The sequence below is a fragment of the Clostridium sp. BL-8 genome (assembly GCF_002006495.1).
GTDB lineage: Bacteria > Bacillota > Clostridia > Clostridiales > Clostridiaceae > Clostridium.
The window spans coordinates 28516-44196 of record NZ_LZZL01000029.1; the positions used below are offsets into that span (position 1 = coordinate 28516).

Consider the following 15681-nt stretch of genomic DNA (forward strand, 5'->3'; position numbering starts at 1 on the left):
ATAATATAAATAAAATAATTATTAGGAGAGAAAAGATGTTTATTTATACTACCTTAGAAAATACGAATCTTGAAGCCTTACATAATACCTTTCTAGATGCATTTTCAGATTATCAAGTTAAAATGGATTTATCTCCTTTAAAATTCCAGCAGATGCTACTAAGAAGAGGTTATGCTTCCGAATCTTCAATAGGGGTCTTTAACAATAATATTTTAATTGGATTTCTTTTAAATGCAATTAGGCAATGGAATGGAAAATCAACTGCTTATGACACTGGCACAGGTATCGTAAATAACTATAGAGGGCATGGGCTAACAAGTAATATGTTTCTAAATGCCAAGCAATTATTAAAAGAAATAGGAGTAGAACAATATTTGCTTGAAGTAATTCAAACAAATACTTCTGCAGTTAATATTTATAAAAAACAAGGCTTTGAAATTTCAAGAGATTTTGAATGCTTTAATTTAGACAAAAATTACCTTACGCCCATATTAACATATAAAGTTCACCATATTAATTTAATTACTAAAAGTTACTTTCGAAAGCTGGCAGAGTTTTGGGATTTTAAACCATCTTGGCAGAATTCCATTGATTCAATTAATGCTGTATCAGATAATTTCATATATTCTATTGTCAATATAGATGATAATATTGTTGGATACGGACTTATTGATAAAAATACAGGTGATATTCCACACATAGCAGTAGATAAAAATTATAGATGTAGAGGCATCGGAAGAAGCATACTTACCGATTTATTAAATAATACAAGATCTCATAGCATCAATGTTTTAAATGTAGATAGTCAATGTTATTGTATGAAAGATTTTTTAATAAATTTGGGATTTGAACAACATGTCAAGCAATATGAAATGGTTTTAAAACTATAAGAGAATATAATTAATTTCTAATCCAAAAATATACTTGGATTAGAAAATTTAATAAGAAATATTTATTATACGATAATTATTCGCTTTTTATATTGCACTTCTTTTAATGATTTTATATACATCTTTGGTGTTGTATCTGTAAATTCGTGAAAGTCTTTAATCATATGAGACTGGTCATAATATCCTAAATCCATAGATATCTGTGCTAAATTAGATTCAAACATCTCTTTATCTAACTCATTTAAAGTACTTAATAAATATTGAAACCTCATAAGTTTACAAAATAATTTCGGAGATAATCCAAACTCCTTTGAAAATGTCTTATTTATATATCTAACTGAATATCCAGTTGCCTCTGCAAGTTCATTAATTTTAATTTTTCCTGCTGTCTGCATAATGTTATTAAGCATATATTTTTTTAAATCTTTATACTTATTTATTTCATTAAAATTAGCATAAAGATTTATATATCTTTCTAAAAATACATGTATCTGATGATTGAAATCTCTGCTTGAGGTAATTTTTTCAAACAATTCATTATCTTTTATCACTTCTAAAAATGGAATTTCCTGTTCAACCAAATCTGACATGGTGATATTTTTAAATTTAAATGGGCTTCCTGGTAAAAATCTCACTCCAAAGAAGTATTTATTTCCACTATTATGAGTCTCTGTAGGACGAAGAACTGTTCCACATATATGTGCATATGGAGTCTTATCATCACAACAGAATAAGATATCAATACATCCATCTGGTACTGCAATAAAAGGTCTTTCTATAATATCTTCTTTTTGGAAGCAGTAGAAATGAGAAATTCCATAATTCATTATAACCGCCTTATAATAATGAGATGTAGCCATTACAAAGTATGGCTGCTTAGGCCTAATAATATTTCCTTTTGTTTCTCCAACCATAGCTCCTTCACTCCACTTCTTTTCTTAGGCACATAAAATTTGATTGTGCCTTATATAAATTAAACTTTCTTTAATCTGTAAAAGCATTTTTTAAAAGTAGAAATTCAATCAAAATTCGCACATATTAATTTTAATCTTTTTTTATTTATCACCAAGTATTTTTTAATATATTATCAAAAATATTCATTAATTATTGACAATATTTTAACATATGGTTATTATATTTCAAAAATATATATTTATATCAACTATACATTATTTATTTTATATTGAGAATACATTTTTCATGGTTATATAGGAATAAATTTATTTTTAATTCTATATATTTCAATAATAATTATACATTTTGAAAAATTCTGTAAGGATTTAAGTTGTATCTATCAATTGAACTTTGCTGATTGTTAATTATGGCATATATTCATCAAATAAATCATTGTAAAAAAATAGCCAAGTCGATCTCCTTGGCCATTTAGACTTGGTATTTTCTTTCGTATTTCTAAGCTTTCTTATTGCTTCTTAGTTATAATTACTGCATCCATTTCTATTTCAACTAGCTGAGAAGGCCTATTAAGCATAGGAGTACCAACCATTGTAAAAAGCGGTTTGATATCATGAAAAATCTCTGAATAAGCCATTGCAATTTCAGCCCCATACTTCATATCAGTTGTATAACCTTTTATTCTAACTACGTCTTCTTTTTTTGAACCAGCTTGTTCTAATAATTTCACTAACTTTTCTAAAATGTATTTTGCCTGCTCATAAGCACTGTCTTCACCATACACTGTGCCATCAGGTTGTACAGAAGTAGTACCTCCGATATAAACAAATGGCCCTACCTTTACCATTCTAGAATATCCTGTTTTTTCTTCTAGTGGAGCGCCTGATGAATAATTTGTTCTTGTTAAATCCATAATTAATTCTCCTTCTTTGATACTATTTACAAAAAATCTCATACCGAAAAATTAAACTATATCTTATAATTACTAAATAATTAATCTTTTATTATTTGATATCTAAATTTTAGCTTTAAACCTATCATAACGGAAAGCACTTATATCAAGAGTAGTTCCATTTCCTTCTACCATTTCTGATAGGAGCATACCTACTGTTGGAGATATTCCAAAGCCATGACCAGTAAAGGCACAGGCAAGGATAAGTCCTGGTACTTCCTCTACATGACTTATTACTGGTACGTGATCTTTACACTCATCAATCCAGCCTGCCCATGTACGAACTATCTTGGCATCTTTCAAGTCTGGAAAGTACTTCATTATTCCTCTACATATACATGAAGCTGTAATACTTGCTGTAGTTGGTGTTCCATTATCCTTATTAAGAGCTTCATAACCTGATGCACCTCCAAATACAAAGGAACCATGTTTACTTTGATGTCCATAAAAATCTGCTTCAGCAGTACCAAGCATTTGGTAAAACATTGGCTTTTGAGCTTCTGTAACAAGAACTTCTAACAGAACTTTATTCATTGGAATATCTATACCAACTGTAGCAGCTATCTTTCGGCTTTCATAGCCTGCTGCAAGAATTATATGTTCCCCTTCATATACATTATTCTTAGTTACTACCTGCCTAGCTTTTCCTTTTATTTTTCTAATTTCAATAACTTCTTCTCCTGTGATAAAACGAGCACCTAATTTCCTTGCTTTACGATAAAAACCTAAAGTTGTAGTTAAAGGATTGGCATGTCCATCAGTAGGGCACCAGCTTGCACCGATAACTTCCTCTGAAAGATATGGATTAATTTCTCTTACCTCATCTCCAGAGATTATGTTTACCTCAAGTCCGCAATCCTGAGCATTCTTTGCAAGATTAGTCAGTATCTTCATATGCTCTACTGTTTTACCTAATCTTAAATTACCCTCTTGATAATATTCCACATCTACACCTAATTCTTCTGAAAGATTAGGCCAAATATTTTTTATACCATACATGGCAAGTGGAAGTTCTCTCTTATCACGTCCTGATTGACGAACTCCTCCGCCATTTCTTGTTGAACCTCCATCTCCGATACTGTCACCTTTATCGAAGACAATAACAGAATGGCCTTTTTTTGATAAGTAGTATGCTGCTGCATTTCCAATTACACCACTTCCAATGATTATTACATCTGCACTGTTTTTCATGCTATTTACCTCCTATTTGTTCATTTCCGAAGACTTCCATTTCTATAGGTCTCATAGGTGCACGCGATACTGCTGGTTCTAATTCTAAAGGTGATATTTTAAGCTCTCTTGCTACAATCCCCTTAACCAATTTTCCGCAGGTTTGTCCCTGACAAAGACCCATACCTGTTCTTAAATATCTTCTAATTTCAGTTATGGTAAACATACCATCATGTACTGCTTTTCGTATTTCACCCTTTGTAATTTCTTCGCAGCGGCAGATTATCATATCATCATCAGGCTGCGAAATAAATTCACCTATATCTCTTGATCTATCATTTACTTTACTCATAATCTTACCTCCTATGCCTGCTTAAAGAATCTTACTTTCATTCCCATTTCACTTGGAACCTTTATTGTTAATAAGTTTGTGTTATCAAAGGCTTTAACAGATTTAACATCTACTACTTCCACTTCACATGCTTCTTTTCCACTTCTATCGAGTCCAATGCCTTTTGCACCTCTTTCTGGCAGCGGTAAAAATTCATAAGGGAGTGTAACTGAAGTATAACCTTCTTCAAAATCTTCATTCACAAGAAAAATTGATTGTCCAGAACAAGATGCAACGCACATTCCACAGCCAATACATGTTGATTCTTCATCAACAACTGGAAGAGAGGTAATATTTATTCCAATCTTGATACAGCTTTTAGGGCACGCATCTTGACATGGATTACAAGGAATATTTTGTGAACATTCTATAACTGGATGTATTCCCTTCATAGACTTAACCCCTGGATATTTTGTCACTTCTTCATCAGTTAAATATCCTTTCTTAAGAAGATTTTTTGAAACCTCAAAGCCTTCATCTGTTTTTTCAATATCTTTTCCTTTATTTTCTGGACCAAACATACCTTGTCTTAAACTAGATAAAGCCTTTTCCAATTCCTCTGCCTTTTCTTCTAATTCTTCTTTATCAATAAATCCTAATCTATAAGAAGCTGCTACCCCTGCAATTCTTCCTTCTATCATAGCCGAACTTGCTTCTTCAATTCCTGAAACATCACCTGCTGCAAATATTCCCTTAATTGAAGTCTCACCATATTCATCACAAACAGGAACATACCCACCCTTTTTAGGATTTTCCTCCATGATGCAGCCAGCCATTTTAGTAAGCTGGGACATAGGAGAAAGTCCTACGGCTAAACATATAGTATCAACATCAAAATATTTTTCTGTTCCAGGTATTATCCGCCATTTGCTATCAACTTCACCAATAGTAACTCCAGTTACACATTCTTCACCTTCCGCTTTTATTATAGTGTGGGATAAATAAAAAGGAACTCCGCATCTAGCCACCTTTGCAGCGTGAACACCATATCCACCGATTCTAGGTGCTGCATCTACTATTGCAACCACTTCACAGCCTGCTTGTATAAGTTGATATCCTACAACTACTCCAACATTTCCGCTGCCAAGCATAAGAATTTTCTTTCCTGGTTGTACTCCATGAAGATTCATCATTGTTTGGGCTGCACCTGCACCAATTACTCCTGGAAGTGTCCATCCATCGAAGGTAACCATATTCTCAGATGCACCTGTTGCAATTATTACTGCGTCTCCTTTATAATGAATAACTTCATCATCTATCTTTACAGTAACTTCTTTATCTAAATAAAGACCAATAACTATAGCATTCAAAACAACTTCTACTCCCGCATCATTTGCTTCTTGTAAAAGCTCTTCACCTATTTTAAAGCCTCTAATTTTTGCTCTATGCTCTTTTGATCCAAAGAACTTGTGTATTTGCTTAAATAGTTGTCCACCAGGCTTAAAATTTTCATCAAATACAACAACCTTTAGTCCTCTTTTTGCTGCTTCTATAGCTGCTGACAGACCCGCTGGCCCTGCTCCAACAACAATACAATCATATCTTTTCATACGAATACCTATCCTTTCATAAAAATTTTATGCTTCTTCTTGAGCTGAAACACCATATTGTGTTTGAACCTTCATCCCTTCCACAAGAGGTGTTACGCAAGTTCTTACATTTGGCTTACCATCAACTACCATTACGCAGTCTGTACATCTACCAATAGCACAGAATATGCCTCTTGGTGATCCTTTTTTAGTATGTCTATGAACTAATACACCAACAGCTCTTAGTGCTGCTGCTATTGGTTCTCCTTCATATCCTTCAAATGCTTTCCCATCAAATTCAAAATTCACTAAACGTCCTTTATTAGGCTCACCTAAAATTGGATGCTTTTCAATTCTCATATAAAGATCTCCTTTCAATTGTAATAATTAAACTTAGGCTAATTGCGGCTCATCCCAAAGATTTAGCTTAGTCCCAATTCCTTTTTCAATAGCATTTCTATACACTATAGTCCCCCATGCAACATCTTCTACTGGCATACCACCAACTGAATAAATAACAATTTCATTTTCCTTGCGATGTACTGGCACTTTACCAATTAATACATCCCCTAAATCATCAACTTGTTCTTTGCTCATTTTGCCTTCTGCAATTAAGTCCATACAGTGTACTGCTGGAATTGGAATAGAATTATATGCTGGGAACTCCATTTCTTCTTCCCAAGCTTCGTACAATTGAATATTATCTGTAACAGTTCTTGCTCTATTTAAAATAAAATCATCATCAAATCTTGCTGCTGCTGGACAACATAATATTGCACCTGGTTTAATCCATTCTTCATTTATATATGGATATTCATTTATATCACCAGTTGGGCTTGATGTAGCAATATGCACAATATCACAATCTCTAACAGCATCTTCTATTGTGTCTACAACAATGATGTCTTTAATTTGTGGATAATCTTCATTAAGGTACTTTATAAATCCATCAATTGATTTTTTACTTCTTCCTTTAATCTTAACTGTTTCAATTTCCGATCTAACAGCCATAGTTGCCGCAAATGCTGTTTTACTCATAACCCCTGGTCCAATAATTCCGACAACCTTTGAATCTTCTTTAGCAAAATATTTCACCCCAACACCTGGAACTGCACCTGTTCTATAAGCACTTAAAATATTTGCTGACATATATGCAATTGGAGCTCCAGTATCTTTGTCATTTAAAGTTAACATAAGTATTGATCTTGGAAGCCCCTTATCTCTATTTTCTGTATTTGAACCATACCATTTCATTCCGGCCATATCAAACTTACCGCCTAAATAAGCAGGCATTGCCATAAATCTTCTGTCTGGACCATCCTTAGGCATATTAGGGAATGGTGATTCTTCAGGGAAAACCATCATAACTCCGTGTGAATTTCCATTAGGCCCACCCATACGATAATCTCCAATTTTTAATAACTTGAACATTTCTTCCATGGCCTCTACACATCCAGCCATTTCTTTAACTCCAGCCTTAATCATATCGTCTTCATTTAAATATAAGAAATCTATTTTTGTTTCGTTCATATTCTCATTACCTCCTATAAATATAATTATTTTTTATAAAAAAAGAGATCTAACTTCTTCTTTGAAGCTAGACCTCTTTGCCTTTCTTGAGTATTATATTACTCCATCTATGCAAGCAAAAATTGTAAAAATCGGAACGAAATCTTTTTTAATTTAATAAAGCACTTACTCTCTATCAAACAACTGTATTAAATCTTCTTTTGACAGACTGCTAAGCAAACTGCTATTTTGAAGCTCTCCTGTGAGAATATCATTAATTAATTCTTTCTTGTCTTCCTGAAGCAGTATAATCTTTTCCTCTATAGTTCCTTTAGCAATTAATCTAATTACTTTTACTTCTTTCTCTTGACCAATTCTATGGGCTCTATCCGTTGCTTGATCTTCAACTGCTGGATTCCACCACGGATCAAAATGAATAACCAGATTAGCCGAAGTTAAATTAAGGCCAGTCCCTCCAGCTTTTAAGGAAATCAAAAATACTTTTACAGCATCACTCCTGTTAAATTCATTAACAAGTTTAATTCTGTCTTTTGGCCTGGTCTTTCCTTGTAAATGAAAGAAGTTAATCTCTTCATTATTTAAGCGCTCTCCAATTTTATCTAAGGCTGAAGTAAACTGTGAGAATAAAAGAACTTTATTGCCAGTATCAATATGTTCTTTAATAAGCTTAATGGCTTCTTCTAATTTTCCACTTCCACCATTGTAGTCTTCTAATATAAGTGAAGGATCTAAGCATATCTGTCTAAGTTTAGTAAGATATGAAAGTATCTCAATTTTTCCATCCTTATTATTGTTCATTTTTGCCTTTATTCTCTTAATGTAATTGCTATATAAAGCCTTTTGAGAAGGTGTCATTTCAATTAAAAGCTTCTTTTCTACTTTATCTGGCAGTTCACTCATAACCTCTTTTTTAGTTCGTCTTAAAATAAATGGCTTTATTAAAAGTTTAAGGCTTTCTAAATTCTCTTCTCCTCTTGAAATGAATTTTTCCTGAAATACTTCTTTAGAATACAAGTATCCTGGCATTACAAAATCGAATATAGACCAAAGTTCTGTTAGATTGTTTTCAATAGGTGTCCCAGTTAAAGCAAATCTTGTTTTAGCTTTGATTTCTTTTATGACTTTTGTATTCTGAGTTGAAGCATTCTTTATGTTTTGCCCTTCATCAATTATGCAGTAATCAAAAATAATATCTTCGTAGTAATTTATATCTAATCTCAAAGTTCCGTAAGTTGTTAAGATTGCGTCATAATCATGAATATTATTTAGTGTTTCAATTCTTTGTGCCCCATGTACAATTAATACTTTTAGACTTGGAGCAAACTTATGAAGTTCATCCTTCCAGTTATAAATTAAAGAAGTAGGACAGACAATTAAGGTTCTTTTACCTTTTTCTGAAAGCAAAAATGCAATAGTTTGAATTGTCTTACCTAATCCCATTTCATCGGCTAATATCCCGCCAAAGCCCAATTCACTTAAGGTTTTGAACCATTTAAAGCCCTTCATTTGGTATTCTCTAAGCTCACCAACAAACGTATCTGGCAAAGATATTTTTCTTTTACTTATGTTAATTAACTTATTTTCTAATTCCTTTAACTCATTATTACTTTTAATACTCCCTAAGCCCTTGTTCATTATATTTTCATATAAATATAATGCTTTAGCTTTTTCTACTTTAATATTTCCATTTGCTAGATCATCGTTAATGTTTAATACTTCAAAGAGATTAAAAAAATCTCTTACACTATCGTCTTCAAAATCTAAAAAATCATTGTTTCTTGTCTTATAAAATCTACTCTTGTTTCTATAAGCTTCAAATGCACTGTTTAGCTCTCTTTTATCTAAATTCTCTATATTATAAGAAAAATTATATTCTCCATCCCTCTCAAACAAACCTGTTTTTATATATTCTGAATCGTATATTTTTTTATCATTAAGCCCATTACCTAAAGTAATCTTTCCCAAAGCTTCAATACTGTCTTCCATGCCTTTTAATATATTAAATAATTCTTCATCTCCACCAGTGAACATGAATCTATTTTTCATCTTTATAAAGTTTCTTTTTTCCATTTCTAAGAGGAGCTTCTCTTCTTTTCTAATATCCCTTATAAATTTATCTTCTCTACTAATCTTATTTAGTATATTAACTTTTTTGCTTCCATAATTTAAAATTGCATCACAATAAATGTTTCCATCCTCTTTAAATACCAAAAATTTAGGTTTCAAAACACTAGATGCAAAACTTCTTAAGCTTTCTGCAATGTTAATATTTTCTGTTATACTGCTTAAAACTAAAATAAGTCTAATATAATTGTGTATACCTTTATTATAAATAATTTCTCCATGATCTTTAAGTTTTTCATGTAAAGTTCTATAATTATCACTCTGATCTTTTGAAGGAAGGTATAGTTCATTTTTAAAGTAATAAACATCATTATTTGAATTTAGCGGTATAGGAAGCTGCTTTTGAGTTGATAAAATCATCAGTTTATTATCCTCTTTTAAGTTAAAAGTTATTGGCATATCCTTATGTAAAATAGGTACTATAAATTCTATATGCTCAAATTTAAACTTAATTTTTCTACTCTCTATTCCTTCTAAAAATATTCTGAGTTCACTCGGCTTAAGTATAAGTTTTTCACTTCTTGAAGCTGTAAGTACTTCATAATATTCAGCTTCTTTTTCTGTTTTTCGAATAAGCTTGGTAGTTTCTGTATTCCCCCATATTCTATACTTTTCTGTAATGCTATTTTCTGAATCCTCTCTTGTTTCATCATTTCCCCTTGACAATAGACTAAAAAATTTATAGCTGGTTGCAGTTATATGACTACACATTAAGGTATATCCGTTTGAAGCAAATTCCTTGAACTCATCGCAAGAGCATTTTACTCCATCTAACTTTTTCTTCTGAAGATTAATTTTAATGTGAGTATTAAACTCTTTAAGTTTATTTTTATCTTTCACTCTGCCATAAATATGATATATATTCTCTATCTTTTTACCTTTAAAATAAACAACTAAGCCTTTATTAAAAGCCTCTTCCCCTTCTTTTTTCATAGCATGAGATGCCAATTTAAATACTACTTCTTTTAGTTCATTAAGTTTCAAAGAATCACTCCCTTCAGTGGTTAGCCATTAGTTTTATATATTCTTTTATCCTTAAAGCTGTTTCTAATGCTCATTTAGACCTTTTTATAAAAACAATGATATTTTTCATAGATAATATTATAACATAGTAACATCCAAGCCCTTACTTGCAAAAGCTAACTAAAAAGCCCACTCACTGACTACAGTTTCATCTTTTCCTAAAGGTTTTTTATCTCCATCATAGATACTAACTATACCATCATCATTAATTTCCTCATCAGTAACCTTAATATCAATATTCTTTCTTTTCCTCTTGCTTGACTTTTTACTCTTTTCTATTTCTAAAAGTATAGGTGTACTTTTAGAATTGTTATTGACCTTATCAGTAATATTATCATTTTGATTAACATTTGTAATAATAAATTCTGAATCCTCATTTTTATCGTTAATATTATTATTTATATTTTCTTCCTTATCATCTTGTTTTCCATTTGAATTATTATCATTTTCTTCTTTCTTATTTTCCAGCTCTTTATTATCGATATTAACATTAATTTTAGTTTCTTCACTTTTTAATTGAATCGCTTCTTTCTTTATCTCTTCCTCTATATCTTTTGATTTAACTTTAATATTTTGATGCTTGGCAAAGTTTTTCACCTTATAAATATTGTCTTTATTAATTTCCACCATTTCTAATTTTATAAAGGTATCTAATGCTAGTTGAACTTGATCTACGTCTCTATTAAATTCTATAGCTAAAGTCTCTATTGTATATGGAATATTTTTTGACATATATAAACTGCCTTCTAAATTAACTTTTCCTGCCAAAGCTACAAGTCTAGTCCAAATATAAAAAATAACATCCCTTTCAGGCATTCTATCTATCATCTTAAATTTTGTATCTTCAAACATATCTACTCTAAATTTAACATATTTTCTTTCTCTCATCTTCATCAATCTCCTTAAAATTTTTTACTTTCATATGCTTTCAATTAGGATATATGTTTTACTTTATAAAATAACAATATATTTATAAATTTTCCTACTTAAATTATTAAAAATATTAAAATCAGTCTATGATTCTTTATGCCCACCACTGGAAATTAATATAAAAAATCCATCTCCTTTATTTACTATATAAGTTGAAATAATACCGTTACATTATAATTAATCATATAAATGCAAACACTAATCATAAACTGTAACCTCTTTAATGCAACTTATATAAATATGAATTATAATTACTATAATTTAAATGAAAGTATGAAAAAACTTTGAGAGTTTACATTGCTATAGATTTTGAAGACAACACTAAGAATTATTTTAATAGAATAGTATCGGATATAAAAAAACACTGCACTGAAGGTAAATTTACAGAAGAGAATAACTTTCATCTTACAATCAGGTTTATAGGTGAAGCTGATGAACTTCAAATTAAAAAAATAAAAGAAGCCATAGATAAAGCAGTTTTAAACATAAATCCTTTTGAATTATCAGTGAATAACTTAGGTGTTTTTAAGAAGAAAAGGACAAATATTTTATGGACCGGAATAGAAGAAAACGCTGCTCTATCTGAGCTTCACAAGGAACTTTCCATCTCATTAAAAGAAAGAAAACTCCCATTTTATGATAAGCTTTTTATGCCTCATATAACTTTAGGGCGAAGAGTGTTATTTAATGAAGAATCTCCAGACTTGGATAATCTAATTAATTTTGAGAGGATTATGATTCCAGTAAAAGCAATAAGCCTTATGGCAAGTAAAGAAGCAGATGGAAAACTAAATGGTATTTCCCTCTACAAAGTTAACTTAATAACTTTAATATAATTGAACTATTTTTACTTATATAAATTTTATTATTATATTTCTAATTTAGATTATAAGTTTTTTAGTTATATCTATTTAAATGTAATAGACATTTATATAATTATTCCTGCACTGCAACAGATTCTATCGTTTCCTTTTTCTTACCGCTAACAAAAAAAACTAAAATTAGTGCCACTGCTCCGACAACAGCTGCTCCTGCTAATGCATAATCCATACCATCAATACGTGCTTGTCCATAAACCATTTGAGTAATTGCACTTACTGCTGCTCCAGTACTAGTGTTAGGTGACAGCCCTCCTTGCATAACATACATATTCCCCATTTTGCCAATAGCGTCACTAGCAGCTGGGTTAAATGCTGTTACCTGTTCTGATAATCTAACATAATTATAATCTGATCTGCCTTGTATCATAAGTGTCATAATTGTTACACCTAGTGATCCTGCAATTTGTTTAACTGTATTATTTAATGCAGATGCCTTTCCTGCCAGTTTTGGATCAGTAACAGCATTCATTCCAGCGGTTGTTATAGGCATATTGGAAAGCGCAAACCCCATACCACGTATTGTCATTATCACTTCTATAAAAAGCTTACTTGTATTTTGATTTATATATGCTAGTTGATATGAACTTAAGAACATAATAGTTAATCCAATAATTCCAGGAATTTTTGCACCGACTTTATCAAAAAGTTTTCCGCTAATTGGCATTATGATTGCCGTTCCAAGAGCAGATGGTAATAAAATCAATCCTGTCTGCATAGCTGTATAACCTTTCACATTTTCCAAATATAACGGCATTACATACATTCCACCCATTAATACAAAAAATAATATACATTGAATCACCTGACTTATGCTAAACTGAAAGTTATTTAAAACACGTAACTCTAGTATTGGATCTCTATGACTCAATTCATTTACTATAAATAGGAGAATACAAAAAATTCCAAGTACTAGTAAAAGTGGATTTGTTACATCCGTCCAATCTATATCCGAAAGCTCTCCTATAACATAAAGTGTACTAACTAATCCAACCGTAGAAGTCATAAATCCTATATAATCAAATTCCTTGAATGGTTTTCTCTTAACACCTGGCAGTAAGAATATTGCCATAATTATTGCTATTATTCCTATAGGAACATTCACATAAAATATTATCCTCCAATCCAATTTTTCGATTATATATCCACCAAGGGTTGGGCCTATAGCAGGTGCCGCTAAAGCGGCAATACCCCAAAACCCCATAGCCATCCCCATTTCATTTTTAGAAAATATATTCATCATCATAGTCATACCTACAGGTATTATCATACCACCACCTGACGCCTGTATAATTCTAAATACTATCATAGCATTGTTGCTCCAAGACATTCCACATAAAAATGATCCTATAGTAAAAGTAATAAGAGCAAACAAAAATATCTTTTTTGTTCCCAAGGTATCACCAAGGTACCCCGTTACAGGCACCACCGCACCTAATGTAAGAGTATAAGCTGTTAATACCCATTTAACATCATCTAACGATACACCAAACACTGACATTAGTTTAGGAATAGCAATATTAACAATACTACTATCTAAAGTAGACATAAATGAACCTATTATAATTACCACAAGTATTAGCCACTTGGAGGTAACTTTCTTCTCTTCTTTATCTTTCATATTTATTACCCCCCATTATTTTATGTGGATTTTAACAACCGCATTAGTACCTGGCAATAATTCAACATCCTTTTTATCAAATTCAATTTTAACTGGTACTCTCTGAACTACTTTAGTAAAGGTACCACTAGTTGATGTTGGAAGAAGAGAAAAAGCTGAATTTGATGCTTTACCAACACATTTTACTTTTCCAGTAAATATTTTTCCTTCAAATTGATCTATATTTATATCTACTTTTTCTCCCTGCCTTATTCTTGCAAGTTTAGTCTCCTCTATATCTGCAGTAACATATAATTTTTGTGGATCAACTATTGTTGCAACAGATTGCCCTGGTGCTTCAATTTCTCCTACATGTCCAGTTTTTTTAATAACAATTCCACTAATAGGAGCTCTTATTATGGATTGATCCACATTTATATCTGGAAGATTAGTCATTTCTTGTCTTCCTAGTATTTGGTCTTGAGATACATTATCTCCTTCATCTACATTTAACTCAAGAAGTTTTCCTGCAATCTCCGGGCTTACTTTTATAAGATCACCATCAACTCTTGCATCATCCGTAGTAACAAAATAAGCACTATTATACCAATAATAAAATCCTATTCCACCAAGTGCTCCAATCATTAATAAAAATATAACAATCATCAACATTTTACGTTTTTTACTCATATGATTTTTCACCCCTACTCTTTTATTCCTATTTCAGCAAACATTCCTGGTTTTATAAGTGGATCTTTCTCGTTAAACTTAACCTTTACGAGAACATTCTTATTCTTCGAATCTACCGCTGAATCTATTACTGATATTTCCCCCTCAAATTCTTTATCTTGTATTTCAGATATTTTGATTATGACAGCTTGATTGACAGATATTTTATTAACAAATGTTGAAGGCACATATGCATTTATACTAATAGTGTCTAGATTAACAATTGAGATTAATGGTGCCCCCACTGTAGCCAGCTCACCACTATTAATGTTCTTTGCTGTAACTACACCTGATACTGGTGATATAATGGTTCCATTTTGTAATTGAACTTGTGCTGTATTTAAAGCTGCTTGTGCACTTTTTACCTGTGCTTCTGAAACTGCTATACTTTCAGCAGTTTCACCTTTGTTTAGCATATCTAAAGCTGCCTGCGCTGATTTATATACAGATTCTGCTGCTGTAAGAGCTGTCTCACTTTGGTCTAGTTGTGATTTTGAAAGTCCACCTGCGTTATAAACATCTTTATTTCTATCATCATTAGCCTTAGCATTTTCATAGTTCGCCTTGGCACTTTCTACAGCTGCTTGAGCTTGTTCTATTTGTTCAGGTCTTGACCCACTTTTCATCTTATTTAAAGTTGCCTGTGCTATCTCCACTGCTGCTTGAGCTTGTGAAACCTGGGCTTCTAATTCCTTCGTATCTAAAGTAATTATGGTATCACCTGCATTTACAACAGATCCAACATCAACATTTAAACTTGATATTCTTGCATTAATTTTAGTTGTTATAACTGCACTTTCATCTGCTTGAATCTTACCTGACATAAAATAATTAACGCCTTGACTTTGACTACTAACTGTCTCTTCAACCCCTGTACTATCATCACTATTATTACTACATCCAGTTAAAGTAGAAAAAAGTAATAAAGTTATAATTATTATCAATGGGATATTCTTTTTCATATTATTTTGCCCCCTTAACCTACTAAATTATTATTAATTCATCTTAATCTAGTTATTTATA

14 protein-coding genes are annotated in these 15681 nt (G+C 31.4%); 2 read left to right on the forward strand and 12 right to left on the reverse strand.

Features of this window, described 5'->3' with window-relative positions:
* The first annotated feature begins 35 nt into the window (after positions 1 to 35).
* Complete coding sequence (locus CLOBL_RS11665) at positions 36 to 890, forward strand: GNAT family N-acetyltransferase (protein ID WP_077859190.1); 855 nt, start codon at positions 36 to 38, stop codon at positions 888 to 890.
* 65 nt (positions 891 to 955) lie between these two features.
* On the opposite strand, the gene CLOBL_RS11670 is transcribed toward CLOBL_RS11665, so the two are convergent.
* The 9 genes from CLOBL_RS11670 to CLOBL_RS11710 form a co-directional block, all read right to left on the reverse strand.
* Positions 956 to 1804 (reverse strand): helix-turn-helix domain-containing protein, encoded by an 849-nt coding sequence (locus CLOBL_RS11670; RefSeq protein WP_077859191.1) that lies wholly within the window; start codon positions 1802 to 1804, stop codon positions 956 to 958.
* A 506-nt stretch (positions 1805 to 2310) separates the two neighbouring features.
* On the reverse strand, positions 2311 to 2715 hold the full coding sequence (locus CLOBL_RS11675) for a Rid family hydrolase (RefSeq protein WP_077859192.1): 405 nt from the start codon (positions 2713 to 2715) through the stop codon (positions 2311 to 2313).
* 102 nt (positions 2716 to 2817) lie between these two features.
* Positions 2818 to 3945 carry an FAD-binding oxidoreductase gene (locus tag CLOBL_RS11680; protein ID WP_077859193.1) on the reverse strand — a complete coding sequence of 376 codons (1128 nt, stop codon included), beginning with the start codon at positions 3943 to 3945 and terminating at the stop codon, positions 2818 to 2820.
* 1 nt (position 3946) lies between these two features.
* Positions 3947 to 4276: a (2Fe-2S)-binding protein gene (locus CLOBL_RS11685; RefSeq protein WP_077859194.1), complete on the reverse strand. Its 330-nt coding sequence runs from the start codon at positions 4274 to 4276 to the stop codon at positions 3947 to 3949.
* Positions 4277 to 4287: 11 nt separating this feature from the next.
* Positions 4288 to 5865 (reverse strand): FAD-dependent oxidoreductase, encoded by a 1578-nt coding sequence (locus CLOBL_RS11690; protein ID WP_077859195.1) that lies wholly within the window; start codon positions 5863 to 5865, stop codon positions 4288 to 4290.
* Positions 5866 to 5892: 27 nt separating this feature from the next.
* On the reverse strand, positions 5893 to 6204 hold the full coding sequence (locus CLOBL_RS11695; RefSeq protein WP_077859196.1) for a (2Fe-2S)-binding protein: 312 nt from the start codon (positions 6202 to 6204) through the stop codon (positions 5893 to 5895).
* 33 nt (positions 6205 to 6237) lie between these two features.
* The gene (locus CLOBL_RS11700; RefSeq protein ID WP_077859197.1) at positions 6238 to 7374 is read right to left on the reverse strand and encodes a tyramine oxidase subunit B; all 1137 of its coding nucleotides are present in this window, start codon (positions 7372 to 7374) and stop codon (positions 6238 to 6240) included.
* 165 nt (positions 7375 to 7539) lie between these two features.
* Complete coding sequence (locus CLOBL_RS11705) at positions 7540 to 10482, reverse strand: SNF2-related protein (RefSeq protein ID WP_077859198.1); 2943 nt, start codon at positions 10480 to 10482, stop codon at positions 7540 to 7542.
* 159 nt (positions 10483 to 10641) lie between these two features.
* On the reverse strand, positions 10642 to 11409 hold the full coding sequence (locus CLOBL_RS11710; protein WP_077859199.1) for a phage replisome organizer N-terminal domain-containing protein: 768 nt from the start codon (positions 11407 to 11409) through the stop codon (positions 10642 to 10644).
* A gap of 326 nt (positions 11410 to 11735) precedes the next feature.
* On the opposite strand from CLOBL_RS11710, the gene thpR reads away from it, so the two are divergent.
* The gene (thpR, locus tag CLOBL_RS11715) at positions 11736 to 12287 is read left to right on the forward strand and encodes an RNA 2',3'-cyclic phosphodiesterase (RefSeq protein ID WP_077859200.1); all 552 of its coding nucleotides are present in this window, start codon (positions 11736 to 11738) and stop codon (positions 12285 to 12287) included.
* 100 nt (positions 12288 to 12387) lie between these two features.
* Here the strand turns inward: thpR and CLOBL_RS11720 are convergent, their stop codons facing one another.
* The 3 genes from CLOBL_RS11720 to CLOBL_RS11730 are packed head-to-tail and all read right to left on the reverse strand — an operon-like array spanning position 12388 to position 15620.
* Positions 12388 to 13950 (reverse strand): DHA2 family efflux MFS transporter permease subunit, encoded by a 1563-nt coding sequence (locus CLOBL_RS11720; protein WP_077859201.1) that lies wholly within the window; start codon positions 13948 to 13950, stop codon positions 12388 to 12390.
* Positions 13951 to 13965: 15 nt separating this feature from the next.
* Complete coding sequence (locus tag CLOBL_RS11725) at positions 13966 to 14619, reverse strand: efflux RND transporter periplasmic adaptor subunit (protein WP_077859202.1); 654 nt, start codon at positions 14617 to 14619, stop codon at positions 13966 to 13968.
* Positions 14620 to 14633: 14 nt separating this feature from the next.
* Complete coding sequence (locus tag CLOBL_RS11730; protein WP_077859203.1) at positions 14634 to 15620, reverse strand: efflux RND transporter periplasmic adaptor subunit; 987 nt, start codon at positions 15618 to 15620, stop codon at positions 14634 to 14636.
* Positions 15621 to 15681 lie beyond the last annotated feature (61 nt).